The organism is Streptomyces sp. NPDC057877 (genome assembly GCF_042796855.1).
GTDB lineage: Bacteria > Actinomycetota > Actinomycetes > Streptomycetales > Streptomycetaceae > Streptomyces.
In genome coordinates this window covers 647,248-666,403 of sequence record NZ_JBHVMS010000002.1, presented here as the reverse complement: position 1 = coordinate 666,403, position 19,156 = coordinate 647,248, and the positions used below count along the sequence as shown (strand labels likewise).

Genomic DNA, 19,156 nt, shown 5'->3' with positions numbered 1-19,156 from the left:
CGCATCCGGCGGTGACCGGCTGTCAGGGCACTGTCGTGCCGTGACAGCGCCCTGACAGCGCGCCGCCCCCGACGCCCTGGACCATGGGCGGGTGAGCACAGCGGCGATCGTCCCCTCCGGCAGGCACACACCCGTCCTGAAGCGGCTGGACGCGGTGCTGCGTCCGCTCACCGTCTTCGCGATGGACCTGCACCGGCATCCGGAGCCCTCCGGCGCGGAGGCCCGCACCGCGGCCCGGCTCGCCGAGGCGCTGGCGGCCGAGGGGTACGCGGTGACCCGGGGCGTGGGCGGTCACGGCGTGGTCGGCGTCCTCACCCACGGCGACGGGCCGCGCGTGTACCTGCGCGCCGAACTGGACGCCCTGCCGGTCCGCGAACGCACCGGCCTGCCGTACGCCGCCGACGGCCCGTACATGCACGCCTGCGGCCATGACCTGCACGTCGCCGCGCTGCTCGGGGCCGCGACGCTGCTGGCCCGCGCCCGGCCGCACTGGCACGGCACGGTGGTGGTCCTCGGCCAGCCCGCCGAGGAGACGCTGACCGGCGCGCGGGCCATGCTGGAGGACGGCCTGTACGCCCGCTTCGGCCGCCCCGACGCGGTGCTCGCCCAGCACACCGCCCCGCTGCTGGGCGGCATGGTCGCCCACGGGTACGGGCCGCCCGTGCTGGCGGGCAGCGTCCAGCTCGACGTCACCCTGCACGGCCGGGGCGGTCACGCCGGGGCCGCGCACCTGAGCGTGGACCCCGTGCTCGCCGCGGCCGCCGCGGTGCTGCGCCTGCACGGTGTGGTGCCCCGGGAGAGCGCGCCCGCCGACCCGGTCACGGTCACCGTCGGCCGGATCGACGCCGGAACGCACAGCGGCGTGGTGCCGGACACAGCCCGGCTCGGCCTCACCGTACGGGCGCTGTCCCAGGCCTCCCTGGACCGTGCGGTCGCCGCCGTCGAGCGCGTCGTACGGGCCGAGTCGGCCGCCTCCGGCTGCCCGCGCGAGCCCGAGATCACCGTCGTCTCACGGTCGCCGCTCACGGTGGCCGACCCGGAGGTGACCGCCCTGACGCGCGAGGCGCACCGGGAGGCCCTCGGCGCGGAGCGGGTCGTGCCGTGGGGTCCGTCGATGGCGACCGAGGACTTCGGCCTGTACGGGGACGCCGGACGGGAGATCCACGGCTGCGCGGGGATTCCGCTGGGCTACTGGATGGTCGGCGTGGTGGGCCCGCGGCAGTGGGCCGCCGCCGACGGCTCGGGAGCGGCGGAGCGCCTCGCGGCCCTGCCGCCGAACCACTCCCCCGAGTTCGCGCCGCACCTGCCGATAGCGCTGCCCTCGGCGACAACCGCACTGACCACGGCCGCGCTGACGCTCCTGAACAGGCCCTCCGGGTCTCCACGTGCTCAGCCGCGGCGATGACCCCGGCTTCTCCGGCGCACGCATCTGTGATCTCCTGGAAACGTCGGGCCGACGCGTCGTCCCACGGTCGCGGCGGGGCAACGGACACGCCCCGGGAGGAACACATGCCGCATCCCCGCATCGCCCCACCACAGCCGGGCACTGCCCTCCCGTGGCGTGATCTCGCCGCGGCGTGGGTCCTCATGCTCCTGCTCGCCGGGCTGGCATGGGTGCTGACCGTCGCCCAGTCCCGCGACATGCCCATGGAACCGGGAACGATGGGTCTGGCGCTGCCGGTCTTCCTGGTCCTCTGGGTGACCATGATGGTGGCGATGATGTTCCCGTCCATGGCCCCGGTGGCGATCACCTGGGCGCGGGCCATCGGCCGACAGTCGGTCGGCGCCGCCCGCGCCGCTCGGATCGCCCAGTTCGCCGGTGGCTATCTGCTCGCCTGGGCGGCGTTCGGCCTGGTCGCGTACGGGGCACTGGCGGCGACCGCGAGACTGGTGGACGGCCGTCCCGACGCGGGCCGCTGGCTGGGCGCCGCCGCGTTCCTGCTCGCGGGGCTGTACCAGTTCGGGCCGCTGAAGCGCGTATGTCTGCTGCACTGCCGCAATCCGCTGTCGCACCTGGTCCGGTACGCGCGCTTCCGGCCGTGGGCCCGCGATCTGCGCGTGGGGGCGCATCACGGGCTCTACTGCGTGGGCTGCTGCTGGGGCCTGATGGTCGTCCTCGTCCCGCTCGGTGTGATGAACGTGGCCGCCATGGCCGCCCTGGCAGGGGTGGTCTTCCTGGAGAAGCTGTGGCGGTGGGGCCCGTGGCTCACCTGGGCGGTGGGGGTCGCCTTCCTGGTCCTGGCCGCACTCGTGCCCTTCCAGGACTGGCTGCTGCCCGGCCTCCGGATGCCCTCGATGTAGCCGTTCGCATTCCGGGCCGGTGAGGCGCACGCTGGAAGGGAGGCCGTCTCGCCATCCCGAGAACGGACTCGGGACACACGGTCTCGCCGTCCCCGAGGAGTCCCTCCGGGCTCGTCAGGAGGGAAGCGAGATGACACAGCAGACCACCACCGGTACGCGCTGGCACTTGACCGGCGACTGGTTCGACGTGTGCAAGTGCGCCATTCCGTGCCCCTGCACCTTCGCCCAGCCCCCCACCTACGGCGACTGCGAGGGCGTGCTGGCCTGGCACATCCGCAGCGGCAACTTCGGCGACGTGCGGCTGGACGATCTCAACGTCCTGATGCTCGGCTCCTTCGTGGGCAGCGTCTGGGCCCGCGAGCACACCGACGCGTACGCCGCGGTCTTCTTCGACGAGCGCGCCGACGACCAGCAGCGCGCCGCCCTGCAGAGCATCTTCGGCGGTGCGGCGGGCGGGTGGCCCGCTGAGTTCGGTGCGATCTTCGGCCCCGAGATGCGGGGCATGGAGTTCGCTCCCGTCCGGGTCGAGATCGACGAGGACCTGGGCGCCTGGCGCGCCGAGATCCCCGGCCGGGTGTCGGCGAGTGCCGAGGCGCTGACCGGGCCGACCACTCCGGAGGGCGCCCGCGTACAGGTCCTCCACGCTCCCGGCGCCGAGGTAGGCCCCGGCCAGACCGCCACCTGGGGGCGGGCCACCACCGACCGCGCCGACGCGTACGGCTTCTCCTGGGAGCGCTCGGGGAAGTCGAGCAAGCACTTCCCGTTCGAGTGGAGCGGGCCGGACTGAGAGCCCGGGTGCCGGACGGGGGGTGCGGTGTGCCTGGGGGGCTCGGCGGGAAGGGCGTGCCCACTGTCCGTGCCCACGTCCGCTCTCGTCCGGGCCCTCACCCGCCTCCGCAATCAGCTGGTCCCGTACCCGCCGGTCGAGAGCGCCGGGGACGGCCAGGCGCAGCAGTTCGTGCGCGTCCTCGTGGCCCAGCCCTTCGACGAGCATGTCCCGCAGCCCCGCGAAGACCTCGTCGGCCTCACGCATGACCATCACCAGGGCGATGCCCTCCGCGTCCAGACGGCGGGCGGCGAACGCGAGGGCACGCGCCGACGCCTGGTCGAGCCACTGTGCGTCGTCGACGACGCAGAGCAGTGCCTGGTCATCCGCGGCCTCGGTGAGCAGCCCTATCGGCGCACGGCCGTGAACAGCCGCTGTCGTACGTCGTGCGGATCCCGTCGACTCACTGGCGCCCGAGGGGCCCCGTCCGGTGAGTTCACCGGGCGGGGGTCAGAGCTGCTGGTCGTCGCGGTGGCGGCCGAGGCTGCGGCCGAAGCGTTCGGAGAGGGCGGGCATCAGGCTCTCGCCGTCGGCCGGGCGGTCCAGGCCGAAGACGTAGCCGGGGAAGTCCAGGTCCTTCTGCACGGCCCAGATCCCGTCGTGGTCCCCCGCCGGAAGGATACGGACCGGGTCACCGACGGCGACCCAGCCGATCGGCACCATCGAGTCGGCGGGCAGCACGGTGCGCAGATGCACGACGCCGTTGATCCGCACCTCACTGCGGGTCCCGATCCGCGCTCCGTTGAAGACGCGGCTGCCCGTGGCCAGGAAGACCTCGTCCTCGACCCGGCAGCCGGTCAGGTAGGAGGTGGGACCCACCAGGACCTGCCGTCCCAGGATCAGGGGATCCCGTCGGGTGCCCCGCAGGACCGCGTTCTCCATCACGATGCTGTCCTCGCCCAGTTCCACCGGACCGCCCTCGGCGGTGAGGACCGCGCCGAACAGCACCCGGCACCCGGCACCCACGCGCACGTCCCCGCACAGCGTGGCGGTCGGAGCGACATAGGCCGTGGGGTGGACGGTCGGCGAACTACCCTCATGAGCGATCAGCATGACCGCCATGATGCCGCGCCCTGCAGGGCTGGCGCACACCGTTCCGCCAGGTAAGACCCGTGCCGGTGCCGACCGGGCGGCGGACGGAGGACGCGGCGGCCGTGGGCCCCTGTCGCGCCGCGCGTACGGCGGCACCGTCCCCGGGGGCGGAAGCCGGTGCCGCCTTGGACCTGGCCGACTCCCAGGGACTCCGCGGTCGCCGTGGTCGCGTCCTCGTCCGGGTCGCCGTCGCTGTGCTGGTCGCCGAACTCGCCCACGGCGACGGGCGGTTCGTCGTCGACGGGGTGGTTCAGGTAGTCCCGGGGAGGGGCCGTACGAACGGTTCCTCCCCCCGGCATGGTGTGCCACCAGGTCCGCCCGCCCTTCCACGGCGCCCTTCGCCGTCTCTACGGTTGCTGGGCGGGGGCACGAAGCGCAAGAGCGAAGTTTCGAAACGTTTTTCGCTCGGATTCGGGTGCGCCGATGGGCACCCTCCCCTGCGCCGACCGCGGGGACAAGCCGGAACACGGGCCCGCCGGATGGGCGGTGCGGGATCTCTTGACGGCGAACCGGCCGGTTCCTACAGTCCCGTCCATCCGAGTGTTACTGGTTTTCGCGCAACATTTCGGCGCGGCGTGCAGTCCGTTTTTCCCGGCCCTGTCGAGAGGACCGATGGAGCGCTATGAGCTATGCCAGACGACGGGCGTTGATCGTGCGCGGCAGTCCGGAGGGCTACCGCCCCGTCCAGACCACTGACCTCTTCCTGCCGTTCCTCGACCGGCACGGGTTCGAGGTGGTCGTCGAGGACTGCCTCGAGGTCTACGAGGACGAGAAGTTCCTGGCCGAGACGGATCTGGTGGTGCAGTGCTGGCCCGGGGGCGAGATCACGCCCAGGGAGAGCGCCGGGCTGCGGGCGGCCGTCAGGGGCGGCATGGGACTCGCGGGCTGGCACACCGGGTTCGTGGACGCCTTCCGGGAGAACTTCGACTACCAGTTGCTCGTCGGCGGGAGGTTACAGCTCGACCCGTCGGAGTCCGACCGCCACTGGGTGCGACTGGCCGCGGAGCACGCCGACCACCCGGTGATCAGCGGGTTGTCCGACTTCGAGGCCACCTGCGAGCGGTACTGGCCGCTCAACGATCCCCTGATCGACATCCTGGCGACCATCACCTTCGACGGCGATGAGAGCCGCCCCGGGGTCTCGTCCGTACCGGCGGTATGGACCAGGACATGGGGACGCGGCCGGATCTTCGCCTCGGTCCTCGGCCGCGGACCCGACGACTTCGACACCCCGCAGGTGCGCGCGCTGACCGAGCGTGGGTTGCTGTGGGCCAGCCGCTGCCGCATGTGAGGCGGCGGACGTCATGACAGGGGCCGCAACGCCAACGACCCCGTGCCCGCGGTTCGTTCCGTCGGACGCCGGGCGGGTCGTCCGCGCCGCCTCCGATGTCCTGATGTCGTCCCCCTGTGATTTCCTGGCCCCCCTACCGGTTGTGTCGAAGTCACCGCCTTCGACGGCCGGTATGCGTGCAGCGCATCCAGTCGGTGACGGCACCCTCCGCGAGGCCTGCCGTCGCTCGTGGCCCGTACCGCACCGGGGAAGAGAAGCCATGTCATCAGCCACACCTCGACCCTTGCGGGTCACCGTCTGGAACGAAGGACGGCACGAGCAGCGCAACCCCGAGGTCGCCGCGCGGTACCCGGAGGGCATACACGGTGCGGTGGCGGGGGCCGTCGCCGAGCATCTGGGCGAGACGGCCGAGGTGCGGACCGCGACGCTGGACGAGCCGGAACACGGGCTGACGCAGGACGTGCTGGCCCGGACGGACGTACTGACGTGGTGGGGAAACCTGGCGCACCGCGAGGTGTCCGACGAGGTGGTGACGCGGGTGCACCGCCGGGTGCTGGCCGGAATGGGCCTGGTCGTGCTGCACTCCGGGCACTGGTCGAAGATCTTCACCCGGCTCATGGGCACGACCTGCACACTGCGCTGGCGCAGCGGACGCGACCGCGAAGTGGTCTGGACGGTGGCCCCCACACATCCCGTGGCGGCCGGAGTGCCCCACCCGTTCGTCATCGACGAACAGGAGATGTACGGGGAGTACTTCGACATACCCGTCCCCGACGAACTGGTCTTCCTCAGCTCCTTCAGCGGCGGCGAGGTGTTCCGCAGCGGCTGCGCCTTCCGGCGCGGTCACGGAAAGATCTTCTACTTCAGTCCCGGAGACCAGGACTACCCCGTCTACCACCACCCCCACGTCCGCCGCGTCATCGCCAACGCGGTGCGCTGGTCGGCGCCCGACGCCGACCGGTCGGTCCCCAGGCTGGTCCACAGCGAACCCGGCTGGTTCGAACCGGGCGGCGAACAGGCGTGACATCCCAGGCCTTCAGAACGCTCCCGTCCGACGGCGGTCCGCTGCGCCTCCTGGTCGTGGGAGCTGGCCGTATGGCCCGTGTCTGGCTCCGGGCGATCCTGGCCTCGCCGGACACCGAACTCGCGGGCGTCGTCGACCGCGTGCCCGCCCATGCCGAGGCGCTCGTGCACCGGGTGGGCGTGCCGGGAACGCCCACCGGTCACGACCTCGCCACGCTCGTCACGGCAACCCGGCCCCACGCCGTGGTGGACGTGACGGTGCCCGAGGCCCACCTGCCCGTGACCCTGCAAGCACTCGCCCTCGGACTGCCCGTTTTGGGGGAGAAACCCGTGGCCGCCACGGTGCCCGAGGCGCTGCGGCTGGCCGCCGCGTCCGAGGCGGCGGGCGAACTGTTCATGGTCAGCCAGTCGCGGCGGTACAACCGGCACCTCGCCGCCTTCCGGGACCGCGCGCAACGGCTCGGCCGACCGGGCATTCTCACCACCGACTTCTTCCGGGCGCCGCACTTCGGCGGATTCCGCGAGAGCATGGCCCATCCGCTCCTGCTCGACATGGCGATCCACCCGTTCGACACCGCCCGCTGGCTCCTGAACGCCGATCCCGTGTCGGTCCGCTGCGAGGAGTACAACCCCTCATGGAGCTGGTACGCGGGTGACGCCGCCGCCACGGCCGTCTTCGAGATGGCCGACGGCATCAGGTACGTCTACAACGGCAGTTGGTGCAGCGGTGGCCTGGAGACCTCATGGAACGGGGCCTGGCGGCTCAGCGCCGAGCTGGGGTCGGCCGTCTGGGACGGCGAGCGCCCGCCCGAGGCCGCACTTCACGAGGCCGAGGGCGGACTCCTGCCGGAGAGCGGGACCGGGAACGACGACTGTCCTCCGGAAGGACTCGCGGGCGCGCTCGCGGAGTTCGTCCACGCACTGCGCACCGGCGTCACGCCCACCGGGGAGGTGCACCGCAACGTGCTCAGCCTCGCCATGGTGACGGCCGCCGTGGCCTCCGCACGAACGGATCGCCGCGTGCACATCGAGCCGCTCCTCGACGAGGCGATGGCCGAAGCGCTCACGGCCGCCGTCGGACCGGAAGCGGCACGGCTGCGTGCCTGGCCGTCGGTGGGCGAGGCGCTGGCCGTCACACCGAAAGGACTGAACCGTGCTGGATGACGACGTCACGTCGACGGGTAGCGCTCTGAGAGCCGACAACCGGCTGCCGCGCCCCACTCTGGCCCAGATCGCCAAGACGGCGGGAGTGTCGGTCTCCACCGTCTCCAAGGTCCTCAACGACCGGACCGACGTCTCCCAGGACACCCGCGCCAAGGTGGACTCGGCACTGCGCGAGCACCGGTACGTCCGTCGCGGTATCCCCGCCGAAGGGCCGACCGTCCGGACCGTCGACCTGGTGATGAGCGGGCTCGACGGATCCTGGCCCGCCAGCGTCGCCAGCGGCATGGAGGCGGCGGCGTACGAGGTCGGCGTGCACGTGGTGGTCTCGGTGGCGCGCACCTCCGCGCCCCTCGGCAGGCACCGGGGTCCGGACTGGGTGGACCGCATCATCGAACGCGGCAGCGCCGGGGTGGTCCTGGGCCTGATCGAACCGACGGAGGACCAGCTGACACGGCTGCGGCGGGCGCGGGTACCGTGCGTCGTCATCGACCCGCTGAGCGACCCGTCGCCCGACGTGATGTCGGTGGGCACGACGAACTGGACCGGCGCGTACGAGGGGACCGCTCACCTCCTGGAGCTGGGCCACCGCCGCATCGGACTGGTGACGGGTCCGCCCGACCATCTGTATGCCCGAGCCCGGCTCGCGGGCTACCGCTCGGCGTTGGCCGCCGCGGGCGTCGAGGTGTCGCCGGAACTGCTGCGGCACGGCACCTATGAGCGGGCCAGCGGCGCCGAGCAGGTCGGGGCGCTCCTCACCCTGCCCGAACCCCCGACCGCCCTCTTCATCTGCTCCGACCACCTGGCCATCGGCGGGTACGAGGCGCTGGCCGAGGCCGGTCTGCGCGTGCCCGACGACGTCAGCGTGGTCGGCTTCGACGACCTGCCCGAAGCCCGCTGGGTCCATCCCGCCCTGACGACCGTGCGCCAGCCGCTGAAGGAGATGGGCCGCAGCGCCCTGCGTACGCTGCTCAGACTGATGGACGGTGAGGAACCGGAGAGCCGCCGGGTCGAGTTGGCGACCACCCTCGTGGTCCGGGACAGTACGGCCGCGCACAGGAAGGCGTGACGGCCGGACCATGGCTGCCTCGGTGAGGCACGGTTGATGTCAGGGGCCTCCCTTCCGGTGACCTGCGGCCCCTTGCCCCCGGGGAGCGGAGGCCATGTCAGCCGCCGGGGCGGAGGCGGATGGAGTTGATGACCGTGATGTCGAGGGTCGAGGCGGCGCCCGGGCCCATGTACCAGGGGCAGTCGACACCGTTGTAGGCGCGGCACAGATCGACGACCCAGCCGTCGGTCTGGTTGTTGAAGACCGTGTGCGACCCGACCTGGTTGCTGAGGTTGTAGACGCCGGACCAGTAGATGTGGGAGGGGACGTCGTTGTTCCACCCCGTGTTCTGCGGGTAGACGCAGAAGGCGCCGGAGGGGCAGCCGTGGGTGGTGGCGGCCTGGGCCTGGGTCGAGGTGAGCAGCAGCGCGGCAGTGGCCGTCGCCGCGAGCGCGGCGGCCTTGCGGAGGGTCTGGAACATCGTCATGGGTTCTCGTGCTCCTTGGTATCGGAGGGGGCGCGGTCGGTGGATCAGCGGTTCTGGGCGCGCTCAAGGCGGCGGGCCTTGACCCGGCGTGCGGGTGCCGCCGGGTCGGCGACCGTTCCGGCGGTCTGGGCGCGGGGCGCCCCGGTGGGTCTGCTGGTGTCCAGCGCGGCGGCGACCCGGGCCAGCGTCCGGTCGCCGGGCCGGACGGCGAGGTGGAAGTGCGAGACCTTCACCGGGGTGAGGTCGCCGCCCCAGACGACCGTGCCCTCGCAGTCCGCGAGGATGTCCCGCACGATCGCCTCCTGGTGGGGCCACAGCCCCTCGCTCCCGGCCAGCGGGTAGGCGGTGGGGTGGAGGGCCACGGCGGTGCCGGAGAGGTGGTTCGACTCGAAGTCGGCACCGAGGTCGCGGCGGGTGGTGTGGGCGGTGAGGCCGCCGCCCACACCGGAGTCGAGGGCGCCGATCTCGTAGTGCCAGCGGCGGGCGACGTGCAGCAGCACCGCCGCGGCGGCGCCCTCTCGCAGGCGGGCCGACACCCCCGAGCCCTCGACGGGGAAGGCGGCGATGGCGTCGGGGTCGATCGGCCAGCCGTTGGCGGACCTCGTGCCGGTCCAGCGGACGGTGTCCGGTTCCCCGGTGCCCGCCGCGGCGGCGGTCAGGGTGTTCGGGGCGAGGGCGAGCACACCGGCGCCCGCCGCGACGCCCAGGAGATCGCGTCTGGTGATCATTTCGAGTTCCTCACTCGTCCGGTCAGGACGTGACGGTGGAGACGCCGGGGTCGCCCCCCTCACGCCAGATGTTGTGGTCCAGACCCCAGCCCGGCTGGAAGTCGTACTCCCTGATCTGGTTGAACGACCAGTTCCGCGGCAGGGGGAAGCCGAGGTTCCCGGAGAAGCCCCAGGACATCCCGGAGACGAACGACCAGCGGGCCCCGGCCTCCTCCGAGACGCGGATGCAGACGTTGCGGGAGCCGTAGACGCCGAACGTGTAACGGCCCCCCAGCTCGGTGAGCCCCGCCTTGACGCCGTTGAAGTACGGCACCACGTGGGAGCCGATCTCCTCGTCCGTCGCGTCGTAGTCGACCCCGAAGTAGATGCACGTCCCGGCGCCGATGCCGTGCTCGACGGCCTTCTGGTGGGCCTTCTTCCCCTGGTCGTAGCCCTTGTCGTAGGTGAAGTTCTCCAGCTGGGTGCCGTTGTACTGGAAGATCGGGAAGAACCTCAGCCCGGCGTTCAGGATGGTTTGCGGCTCCCCGGGCTTGAGGGCCTTGCCGAGGTAGTACGGGTCGCCCGGGGCGAGGTGCTCGTCGAGGTAGCGGCCGACGATCTGGTAGCCGTTCGCCTTGAGCAGCCGTCCGCGTTCGGCGGTGATCTCCGTGACGCAGTCGCAGCCGGTCGCGTTCCGCGAGACGTCGCCGGAGGAGACCAGGAGCTGGGCCCAGGTGGTGTAGTCGTTGTGGCCCGTGACGGGGATCTGGGAGAACTGCTGGAAGGCCATCAGCCAGCCCACGTGGGTGCCGGTCTGGACGTCGATGGGGATGTCCTGCGGGAGGTAGCCCCGCTCTCCGCCCGCCGTGTACGTGGGCGAGTTGAAGTAGCAGGCGGAACGGAACAGGTAGCGCAGGTCCCCCGTCAGGTTCCCGGAGCCCTTCCCCTTCAGCGCGGCCTGCGTGCCGGGTCCGAAGTACCCGTTGATGGAGCCCATGGCGATGCCCAGCTCGTACTGGATGCCCATCATGAGCCCCTGCTGGACGTCACGGGAGTAGATGCCGTCGCAGGGCACCGGGTTCATCGCGGGGATGCCGATCTCGGCGACATAGCGGGCGTTCAGCCGCTGCTGGATCGTGCGGACGTGGTCGTCGCCGCCGGGGACCTTGCGGAACTGGTCCATCCGCAGCAGCGCTCGCAGGACGTACGGCCACATCCGGTACGCCTGCTCGGCGTTCGAGTAGGACAGGCCCATGTCGCCGTAGAGCTGTTCCAGGGAGTCCTCGGAGTCGGAGGTCCACCGTTCCCGGTCGGTCGAGGCCCAGTAGCCCTTGCACCACAGGGCGCCGTTGTAGAGGCGTATGAGGTTCTCGTTCTCCTCTTCGATGGGCATGCTCCGGCGGTTCTTCACCGCCTCGAAGGTGCCGGGGCCGAAGTTCTGCACCGTGGGCGAGATGCCGAGTTCGTGCTGGAGCCCCTGGGTCAGCGACAGCACCGTGGACCAGCTGATGCGGCCGGTCTCCGGGCACCTGATGTATCCGGGTGCGCCGCCGTAGGTCTTGTTCACCCAGTTCTGCGTCCGGTAGACGTGGATGTCGCCGCCCACCCCCGTCCACGGCGCGGCCGGGTCGATCGTCGAGCCCTGGCGGGCGTACATGCCGAGGTCGCCGGGGCAGTCGGTGTCGAAGTCGTGACCGTGCGGGAGGATCATCGCGCCGGTCTTCTTGGGGGCCTCGGTGCGCAGGTGGTCGATGAGGTTCCTGATGCCGCGCAGCATCGGCTCGCCCACGGCGTCGTGGGAGCGCACCATCCCCACGATCGAGTAGAAGCCGGTGTTGCGCCCCACTCCGTCGACGTACGCGTCGCCGTTTCCCTCACCGCGTTCGTATCCACGGCCCTCGTAGACGTGCCCGTGCGGGCAGACGAGGAAGTTGTAGGCGATGTCGTCGAACTTGGGCCGATGGTCCGCGTAGATGTTCGCGATCTCTTCCCGGCAGTCCTCCTCCGTCTCCAGGTCGCTGGTGCTTCCGGCCCCGAGGTAGTGGATGAACACTCCCATGTGGGCCGTCCAGGGCGAGGAGGACGGCGCGGGGGGTGCCGTGGCGTGCGCCCGGGTCTCCGCGCTGGCGTACGTCCCCCAGGTGGCGCGCTGGTTGATCGTGATGGACATGGTTCCTCGTTTCACCGGCCGTTCGTGGCCGGGGTCGGGCGGGGTGTCAGCAGCCGTAGTGCGGGTCGTGGATGTAGTCCGCGTCGTCGGTGAACCAGTAGTGGCCGCTGATCGCGTTGTCGGCGTGGATGCCGTCGAGGAACTTCTCGTAGCCCAGGGACAGGTCGGCGTAGTAGTTGCCCGCCTCGATGCAGAACCGCGCCAGGTTCGTGGCCATGTTGATGTCACGCTTCAGCGCGACCTCGCTGTAGTAGCCGGGGAATCCGTTGTTCCACACGGACGTGGCCCGGTCGTTGAAGTCGCCGCAGTCGTCGCCCCACCACGGGTCGTCCCTGTCCCACTTGCAGGAGGCGCCCTCGAAGTACGGGAGGTCGAAGGCGTAGAGGTACCCGTCCGCGTCCGCCGCGGCCACCGCGCTGAGGTCGGCGCCGGACCGTACCGGGGTCGGTGCTCCCGGCCTGGGCGCGGAGGTGCCCGCGTCCGGCGCGGCGGCTGCGGGGACCCCCGTGCCGACGAGTCCGATCAGGGCCGCCGCGGTCAGGGCCACGGCGGTTCTCATGTACTTCTTCGTGCTGTTCATGTCGTACGTCGTCCCTTCAGGTGGTCTGCCGCGGCGGGTGTTCGCCGCGGAGGATCAGTGCCGCCTTCGCCAAGGCGGCCAGCCGCATGGCGCGGGCGTTGGTGACGTCGGCCCGGTACCGGGCGCGCAGTGCGGCCAGATGCCGCCGTTCGGCGTCCGCGGCGGCCTCCGCGAGGCCGGAGGCGACGGCGCACTCGGCCTCGGCGACGGCGTACCGGACCTCCTCGGCCTCGGTCGCCGAGGCGCCCAGCGCGGCCCGCAGGTGCTGCGGCGAGGCGTGCGGCAGCCCGCGTCCGGCCATGCACGCCGCCCAGCCGCGCAGCGCCCCGGTGAACGCCGGGTCGGTCTCCGCCCGGCTCAGGGCCAGCGTGACGATGTCGCGGTCCACCGCGTCGGCGCCGAACCAGGTGCGGAAGTCGCCGTACAGCTCACCGCGGGCCTCGCTGGTGCAGCCGCGGGTGCTCCGCCCGGTGGTCATGCCGCTGGGCAGCGTGACCTCGACGGTGTCCCGGCCGCCGCCCTGCCAGGCGCGTAGCGCCGCGGCCCGGCGCTGCGGTGTCAGGCCGCGGACGTAGGTGTCGACGGGGTCCTCCGCGCGGGGGGCCGCGTCCCGTCCGGAGGCGCGGACCAGGGAGCCGTAGCCGTGTGCACGCGCCCACGCGGTGTCGGCGAGGACGAGGCGCATCGGCGGGGGCGGTGGCCCGGTCCGCGCCGGTTCGGGCACCGCCGGGAGGCGGAACCCGGCCCGGCGCATGCAGCGCCGCTCCAGGACCAGTTCGGCCCGGCGCAGGGTCGCCGACTCCTCGGCCGTGACCTGGCGCGGCAGCGCCCGTGCCGGACCGGCGTCCGGCCCGGCCGTCCCCCGTCCCGGCCCGCACGCCGCGAGCGCGGCGAGCAACAGCGCTGCCAGTACGGGCAACAGCGTCGACGACCGTACGGACGACCGCGCTGCCGTTGGCGCTGACGACCGTACGGATGGCCGCGTTGCCGTTGGCGCTGACGGCCGTACGGATGGCCGCGCTGCCGTTGGCGCTGACGCCCGCGCTGCCGTTGGCGTCGACGCCCGTACGGACGACCGCGCTGCCGTTGGCGCTGACGGCCGTCCTGACGGCGCACCGAATCCACGCATCGGCTCCCCCTCACCCGTTCCCCGAAGTTCCCGCGGGCGCACGGGGGCGTGTGCGGCGCCCCCCGGCCCGACGGACGACGGCAGCGCGCCGGGTTCCACGTCCCGGTCCAGGACGGTGGCGCGTGCCGTGGGTGTCTCTTCCGGTCCCCGTGCGCGAAGGCGTCTCGCACCCGCGGACCGTCGACTTGGTCGCCCTCAGCGTGACAACGACTCCCCCGCCCCGCACGCACTTTCGGGCTCGACCGAAAAACTCGAGCGGGGGGCCAGACGCGCGGCAGGCACGGCTGTCAGACCCGCGTGAGAGACTTCGTCAACAGCTGTCACCACGGGGGTTCCGCTGTGCTGCACATCCACTTCTCCACGGAGGATCTGGGCCGGGTGCGCCTGGCTCCGCAACCTGACCCGGTCTGGGAGATGCTGCTGAGCCTGCACGCGCTCGGCGGCTCTCCGGACCACATCGTGTTCGGCCCCTGGCGGGCCGAGACCCTCGCCGGTCCCGATCCGTCGATCTCCTTACTGCTCCAACTGGCGCCGCCGCGCGGCTACTCGCCCGACTTCCTCACCCCGCCCGCGGGCGCCGACCTGGAATCGACGCTGGAGGCCGTGATGAGCGTCGACCGCGCACGGCTGCGCGCCGAACTCGCCCTGCTGGCCGCCCAGCGCGGGGAGACACCCTGGATGCGGCGGGTGGCCGGGGGCGACGCGAAGGCGATGCGCGCGCTGGGCGCGGCGATGTACCGGTACCACCAGAACGTCCTGTCGCGTTCGTGGCACCGCATCCGCGCCGTCGTCGAGGCCGAACGCGCCATGCGCGTGATGGACTTCTTCGCGGGGGGCGTCGAACGGCTGCTGGACAACATCCATCCGCTGGTGCGCTGGGAGCCGCCGGTGCTCAAGGTGGCCTACCCCGTGCGCCAGGACCTGGTGCTGAAGGGGCGGGGGCTGCTCCTGATCCCCTCCTACTTCTGCTGGGGCAGGCCCGTAACGCTGCTCGACGACGATCTCGACCCCGTGCTGGTCTACCCCGCGAACCGCGACCTCCAGTTGCTCACGGAGGATCCCGCGGCGTCGGACCCCGCGGCCCTGGCCCGCCTCCTGGGGCGCACCCGCGCCGCGGTCCTGGTGGAGGTCGCGGCGTCCGACGGTACGACGGGCGGGGGGATCGCCCGTCACCTCGGCATGTCGGCCGCCTCGGCGAGCGAGCACGCCGCCGTCCTGCGGGAGGCCGGTCTGATCGTCAGCCGCCGGGTGGCCAACACCGTGTGGCACACCGCGACCCCGCTCGGCCGGGCCCTCGCCGAAGGAGGCCGTCCGGCCAAGGCGCTTCACATCTCGGGTGGCGTTCTCCCGCGGCCGTCCACCAAGTCCCCGCGGGACGACAGGAGTGCGGTGTGAGTGTGGCCCGGGGTGAGGGGGGTCGGTGACGTCTCCCGTCTCGGTTCCTTCGTCGTGACCCGCTGACCCCGGTCGAGGACTCCGGTCCTCAGCCGGTCCCACGCACGACCAAGGGCCGGGTTCGGATGTCTCCGAACCCGGCCCTGACCTGCGACTGTCTCCAGTCGGGACGACAGGATTTGAACCTGCGACCCCTTGACCCCCAGTCAAGTGCGCTACCAAGCTGCGCCACGTCCCGGTGCGCTGCCTCGCGGTGAGCCGCGTGATCGCGCGGGAGGTACTTTACCGCACGTGGCGGAGCGCATCGGAACCGGTGAGGGGCGTCGGTGCGGGGGACAATCGTCGTATGAGTAGCGCATCGGGGCGTCGGACGAGTGACGCGCGGGATCGGGACAGTGCGGGGCGGGCGCGGAACGCCAGGCCGCGGGACGGGCTCGGGCGGCCACTGCCGTACGGGGCGGACGGGGTGGAGCGGCAGCCCGAGGGTGTGGTGCGCGGGCCGGAGCAGACCGTGGCCGAGGCGCAGGCGCTGTTGGACGCGGGCAAGCCGTTCCACGCGCACGAGGTGTTCGAGGACGCGTGGAAGTCGGGGCCGGAGCGGGAGCGGGCCCTGTGGCGGGGGCTCGCCCAGCTGGCCGTCGGGCTCACGCACGCGGCCCGGGGGAACACGACCGGCGGGGCGCGGCTGCTGCGACGGGGTGCCGGGGCCGTGGAGGAGTGGGCGGCGGCGGAGCGGGCGCCGTACGGGCTGGATGTCGTGGGGCTGGTCGGCTGGGCGCGGCGGCTCGCGGACGACGTGGAGGGCGGGGGGCGCCCGGTGGACGCGGCGGAGCGCGCGCCCCGGCTGCGGTGACCGGTGATCCACTGGCCGGTGGTGGCACTGTCGGTGGCGTACGGCAGACTCGGGGTGTGCGAAAGATTCATGTCATCGGCATCGGCGCGGGCGACCCGGACCAGCTGACCCTCCAGGCGGTCAGGGCGCTGCGGAGCACCGACGTGTTCTTCCTGCTCGACAAGGGGGAGGCGAAGTCCGACCTCACCGGGCTGCGCCGGGACATGCTGGAGGCGCACCTACCCGAGGGGACGTACCGCGTGGTCGAGGCGCGGGACCCGGAGCGGGACCGGGACGCGGGCGGCGCGGCGTACTCACCGGCGGTGGGCGACTGGCGCACGGCCCGCGCGGACATCTACGAGCGGGTCATCGGGGAGGAGTTGGGCGAGGGCGAGTGCGGGGCGTTCCTGGTCTGGGGTGATCCGGCGCTCTACGACAGCACGATCGGGATCCTCGACGAGGTGCTGGCGCGTGGTGGCGTCGCCTTCGAGTACGACGTCGTGCCCGGCATCAGCAGTGTCTCCGCGCTCGTCGCACGGCATCGCACCGGGCTGAACCGGGTGGCGCGGCCCGTGCAGATCACCACCGGGCGGCGGCTCGCCGAGGGGTTCCCGGCGGGGGTGGACGACGTGGTGGTGATGCTGGACGCCCGGCAGACGTTCCGGCAGTACGCGGACGAGGACATCGACATCTACTGGGGTGCCTATATAGGGACGCCGGACGAGATCCTCGTCTCCGGGCCGATCGCCGAGGCGGCCCCGCGGATCGAGCGGCTGCGTGCCGAGGCTCGGGAGCGCAAGGGCTGGATCATGGACACCTATCTGCTGCGCCGCCACACGCCGGAGGACTGAGCCCGGGAGGACCGAGCCCGGGAGGACTGAACCTGGAGGACCGAGCCAGGGAGGACTGAGCCAGGGGGACCCAGCCAGGGGGACTGAGCCAGGGGGACCGAGCCAGGGGGACCGAGCCCGAGGGGGCGCACCCGGGCGGCCCGTCCCTGCGTGCGGGTGTCGTCCGGCGATGTGATCGTGACCTCGTGACCGTCGCCGAGAGCACCGCCCCGCCCGCAGCGCAGCCACCCGTGCTGGACGCGCGCCGCCGGAACATCGTCTTCGTGACGATCATGCTGGGCATGCTGCTGGCCGCCCTGGACCAGACGATCGTCGGCACGGCGCTGCCCACGATCGTGTCGGACCTCGGCGGCGCCTCGCACATGTCCTGGGTGGTCACCTCGTATCTCCTCGCGGAGACGGTGGCGACGGTGCTGGTCGGCAAGTTCGGCGACCAGTTCGGCCGGAAGCTGGTCTTCCAGGTGTCCACGGTGGTGTTCATCGTGGGCTCGTTCCTGTGCGGGCTCGCCTCCAACATGACGATGCTGATCGTCTGGCGGGGCATGCAGGGCGTCGGCGCGGGCGGGCTGATGGTCACCTCCATGGCGCTGATCGCCGATGTGATCCCGCTGCGGGAGCGCGGCAAGTACCAGGGCGCCATCGGCGCGGTGTTCGGGGTGGCGACGGTCATCGGGCCGCTGCTCGGCGGGCTGTTCACCGACCACGCGTCATGGCGCTGGGCGTTCTACGTCAACGTACCCATCGCGATCGTGGTGGTGTTCGCGGCGGCCCGCACCATCCCGGTGGTGAAGGCGGCGGTCCGGCCGGTCATCGACTATCTGGGCATCGCGCTGGTCGCGGTCGGGGCGAGCGCGCTGATCCTGGCGACCAGTTGGGGCGGCACCGAGTACGCGTGGGGTTCGGGTGTCGTCATCGGGCTGTTCGTCGGTGGGGTGCTCGCCCTCGGGCTGTTCTGCTGGGCGGAGTTCCGGGCCGCCGAACCGATGCTGCCGATGCGGCTGTTCGGCAATCCCGTGTTCACCGTCTGCTCGGTCCTCAGCTTCATCGTCGGCTTCGCGATGCTGGGGGCGCTGACCTATCTGCCCACCTATCTGCAGTACGTCGACGGGGACTCCGCCACCATCTCGGGCGTACGGACGCTGCCGATGGTGATCGGGCTGCTCATCGCCTCCGTCCTCAGCGGCAACGTGGTCAGCAAGACCGGGCGGTACCGCGTCTTCCCGATCGTCGGCACGGTCGTCATGGGGCTCGGGCTGTTCCTGATGTCCCGCATGGGCACCGGCACCGGCACCTGGCTGGAGTCGCTGTACATGTTCGTGCTCGGCAGCGGGATCGGCCTGTGCATGCAGGTGCTGACCATCGCCGTGCAGAACACGGTCGACTACGCCGACCTAGGCACCGCCACCTCGGGCGTCACCTTCTTCCGTACGCTGGGCAGTTCCTTCGGCACCGCCGTCTTCGGCACCATCTACACCAACGCCCTCACCCCGAACCTCGCCGACGGGGTCGAGGAGGCGGCCCGCACCGGCGCGGCTGACCCGGAGGCCGTGTCCCGGGCCGCGACCAGCCCGGAGGGCGTGCACGGGCTGCCCTCCGACGTGGCCGCGCCGATCGTCGAGGCCTACGCCGACACGCTCCAGACGGTCTTCCTGTGGACCGTGCCGGTCGCGGCGATCGGGTTCGTCGTCGCGCTGTTCCTCAGGGAGGTGCGGCTGCGCGACAGCGCCCGGCTCGTCTCCACCGACATGGGCGAGGGCTTCGGCTCCCCGCGGGCCGCCGACTCCCAGCCGGTGCTGGAGGCCGCCGTCGCCAGGATCATCAGCGGTACCGACCCGGCCACCCTGCGCCGCGTCGTCAGCGACTCCGACACCCGCCTCGATCCGGCCGGTGCCTGGGCCGTGATGCAGGTACATCTGCTGAACCGGCTGGTCGGACACGCCAGCCTCGGCCTGATCGCCGCCCGGCGCCGCCTGCCACCGGAGGTGCTGCTGCCGGTCTTCGACCGCATGACCGACGAGGGCTACCTCACCCGCGACGGCACCCTTCTCTCCCACACCGACGCCGGGGCGCGTGAGGCCGAGGTCATCACCCAGTCCTGGACCTCCTGGCTCGAGGACCGGGTACGGGAGGACGTCGGCCGCCCGTCCGACACCGAACTGCACGCCGCCATCGACGCCATCGCCAAACGCCTGCTGGCGGAGGACCTCAGCAGCGGGCTGCCGGAGCGGGTGGGGGCGCTGGCGTCCAGCGGGACGCGCTGAGC

Annotated in this window: 17 protein-coding genes and 1 tRNA gene; 11 read left to right on the top strand and 7 right to left on the bottom strand. The window is 72.1% G+C overall.

What is annotated here, in order from left to right; genetic code table 11:
• The first annotated feature begins 91 nt into the window (after window positions 1-91).
• From ACFVQG_RS06880 to ACFVQG_RS06870, 3 genes are all read left to right on the top strand, one after another.
• A complete protein-coding gene (locus tag ACFVQG_RS06880) occupies window positions 92-1,405 on the top strand; it encodes an amidohydrolase (RefSeq protein WP_383377635.1) in 1,314 nt (437 codons plus the stop codon).
• Window positions 1,406-1,509: 104 nt separating this feature from the next.
• The gene (locus ACFVQG_RS06875; RefSeq protein WP_383377633.1) at window positions 1,510-2,301 is read left to right on the top strand and encodes a DUF2182 domain-containing protein; all 792 of its coding nucleotides are present in this window, start codon (window positions 1,510-1,512) and stop codon (window positions 2,299-2,301) included.
• Window positions 2,302-2,431: 130 nt separating this feature from the next.
• Window positions 2,432-3,088, top strand: coding sequence for a DUF1326 domain-containing protein (locus ACFVQG_RS06870; RefSeq protein ID WP_383377632.1), 657 nt, complete (start codon window positions 2,432-2,434; stop codon window positions 3,086-3,088).
• 489 nt (window positions 3,089-3,577) lie between these two features.
• Here the strand turns inward: ACFVQG_RS06870 and ACFVQG_RS06865 are convergent, their stop codons facing one another.
• Window positions 3,578-4,180 carry a gamma carbonic anhydrase family protein gene (locus ACFVQG_RS06865; protein WP_383377630.1) on the bottom strand — a complete coding sequence of 201 codons (603 nt, stop codon included), beginning with the start codon at window positions 4,178-4,180 and terminating at the stop codon, window positions 3,578-3,580.
• Between the two features lie 661 nt (window positions 4,181-4,841).
• On the opposite strand from ACFVQG_RS06865, the gene ACFVQG_RS06860 reads away from it, so the two are divergent.
• From ACFVQG_RS06860 to ACFVQG_RS06845, 4 genes are all read left to right on the top strand, one after another.
• Window positions 4,842-5,510, top strand: a complete 669-nt coding sequence (locus ACFVQG_RS06860) for a ThuA domain-containing protein (protein WP_383377628.1) — start codon at window positions 4,842-4,844, stop codon at window positions 5,508-5,510.
• Window positions 5,511-5,793: 283 nt separating this feature from the next.
• Window positions 5,794-6,534: a ThuA domain-containing protein gene (locus ACFVQG_RS06855; protein ID WP_383377626.1), complete on the top strand. Its 741-nt coding sequence runs from the start codon at window positions 5,794-5,796 to the stop codon at window positions 6,532-6,534.
• A 71-nt stretch (window positions 6,535-6,605) separates the two neighbouring features.
• Window positions 6,606-7,697, top strand: a complete 1,092-nt coding sequence (locus tag ACFVQG_RS06850; RefSeq protein ID WP_383377624.1) for a Gfo/Idh/MocA family protein — start codon at window positions 6,606-6,608, stop codon at window positions 7,695-7,697.
• A gap of 43 nt (window positions 7,698-7,740) precedes the next feature.
• Window positions 7,741-8,763 (top strand): LacI family DNA-binding transcriptional regulator, encoded by a 1,023-nt coding sequence (locus ACFVQG_RS06845; protein WP_383377981.1) that lies wholly within the window; start codon window positions 7,741-7,743, stop codon window positions 8,761-8,763.
• A gap of 97 nt (window positions 8,764-8,860) precedes the next feature.
• Here ACFVQG_RS06845 and ACFVQG_RS06840 read toward each other — a convergent pair whose 3' ends face one another.
• Genes ACFVQG_RS06840 through ACFVQG_RS06820 form a run of 5 tightly spaced genes read right to left on the bottom strand, consistent with a single transcriptional unit; the run spans window position 8,861 to window position 13,605 of the window.
• Complete coding sequence (locus tag ACFVQG_RS06840; RefSeq protein WP_383377621.1) at window positions 8,861-9,229, bottom strand: hypothetical protein; 369 nt, start codon at window positions 9,227-9,229, stop codon at window positions 8,861-8,863.
• Between the two features lie 44 nt (window positions 9,230-9,273).
• The gene (locus tag ACFVQG_RS06835) at window positions 9,274-9,957 is read right to left on the bottom strand and encodes a hypothetical protein (protein WP_383377619.1); all 684 of its coding nucleotides are present in this window, start codon (window positions 9,955-9,957) and stop codon (window positions 9,274-9,276) included.
• 22 nt (window positions 9,958-9,979) lie between these two features.
• Window positions 9,980-12,106, bottom strand: a complete 2,127-nt coding sequence (locus tag ACFVQG_RS06830; RefSeq protein ID WP_383377617.1) for a glycoside hydrolase domain-containing protein — start codon at window positions 12,104-12,106, stop codon at window positions 9,980-9,982.
• A gap of 46 nt (window positions 12,107-12,152) precedes the next feature.
• A complete protein-coding gene (locus ACFVQG_RS06825) occupies window positions 12,153-12,686 on the bottom strand; it encodes a hypothetical protein (protein ID WP_383377615.1) in 534 nt (177 codons plus the stop codon).
• Between the two features lie 16 nt (window positions 12,687-12,702).
• Window positions 12,703-13,605 (bottom strand): hypothetical protein, encoded by a 903-nt coding sequence (locus ACFVQG_RS06820; RefSeq protein WP_383377613.1) that lies wholly within the window; start codon window positions 13,603-13,605, stop codon window positions 12,703-12,705.
• A gap of 549 nt (window positions 13,606-14,154) precedes the next feature.
• On the opposite strand from ACFVQG_RS06820, the gene ACFVQG_RS06815 reads away from it, so the two are divergent.
• Complete coding sequence (locus ACFVQG_RS06815) at window positions 14,155-15,210, top strand: MarR family transcriptional regulator (RefSeq protein ID WP_383377611.1); 1,056 nt, start codon at window positions 14,155-14,157, stop codon at window positions 15,208-15,210.
• A gap of 164 nt (window positions 15,211-15,374) precedes the next feature.
• On the opposite strand, the gene ACFVQG_RS06810 is transcribed toward ACFVQG_RS06815, so the two are convergent.
• Window positions 15,375-15,448, bottom strand: a tRNA-Pro gene (locus tag ACFVQG_RS06810).
• A 108-nt stretch (window positions 15,449-15,556) separates the two neighbouring features.
• On the opposite strand from ACFVQG_RS06810, the gene ACFVQG_RS06805 reads away from it, so the two are divergent.
• From ACFVQG_RS06805 to ACFVQG_RS06795, 3 genes are all read left to right on the top strand, one after another.
• Window positions 15,557-16,063: a DUF309 domain-containing protein gene (locus tag ACFVQG_RS06805; RefSeq protein ID WP_383377610.1), complete on the top strand. Its 507-nt coding sequence runs from the start codon at window positions 15,557-15,559 to the stop codon at window positions 16,061-16,063.
• Window positions 16,064-16,119: 56 nt separating this feature from the next.
• The gene (gene cobF, locus ACFVQG_RS06800) at window positions 16,120-16,893 is read left to right on the top strand and encodes a precorrin-6A synthase (deacetylating) (RefSeq protein WP_383377608.1); all 774 of its coding nucleotides are present in this window, start codon (window positions 16,120-16,122) and stop codon (window positions 16,891-16,893) included.
• Between the two features lie 185 nt (window positions 16,894-17,078).
• A complete protein-coding gene (locus tag ACFVQG_RS06795; protein ID WP_383377606.1) occupies window positions 17,079-19,154 on the top strand; it encodes an MDR family MFS transporter in 2,076 nt (691 codons plus the stop codon).
• The last annotated feature ends 2 nt before the right edge of the window (window positions 19,155-19,156 follow it).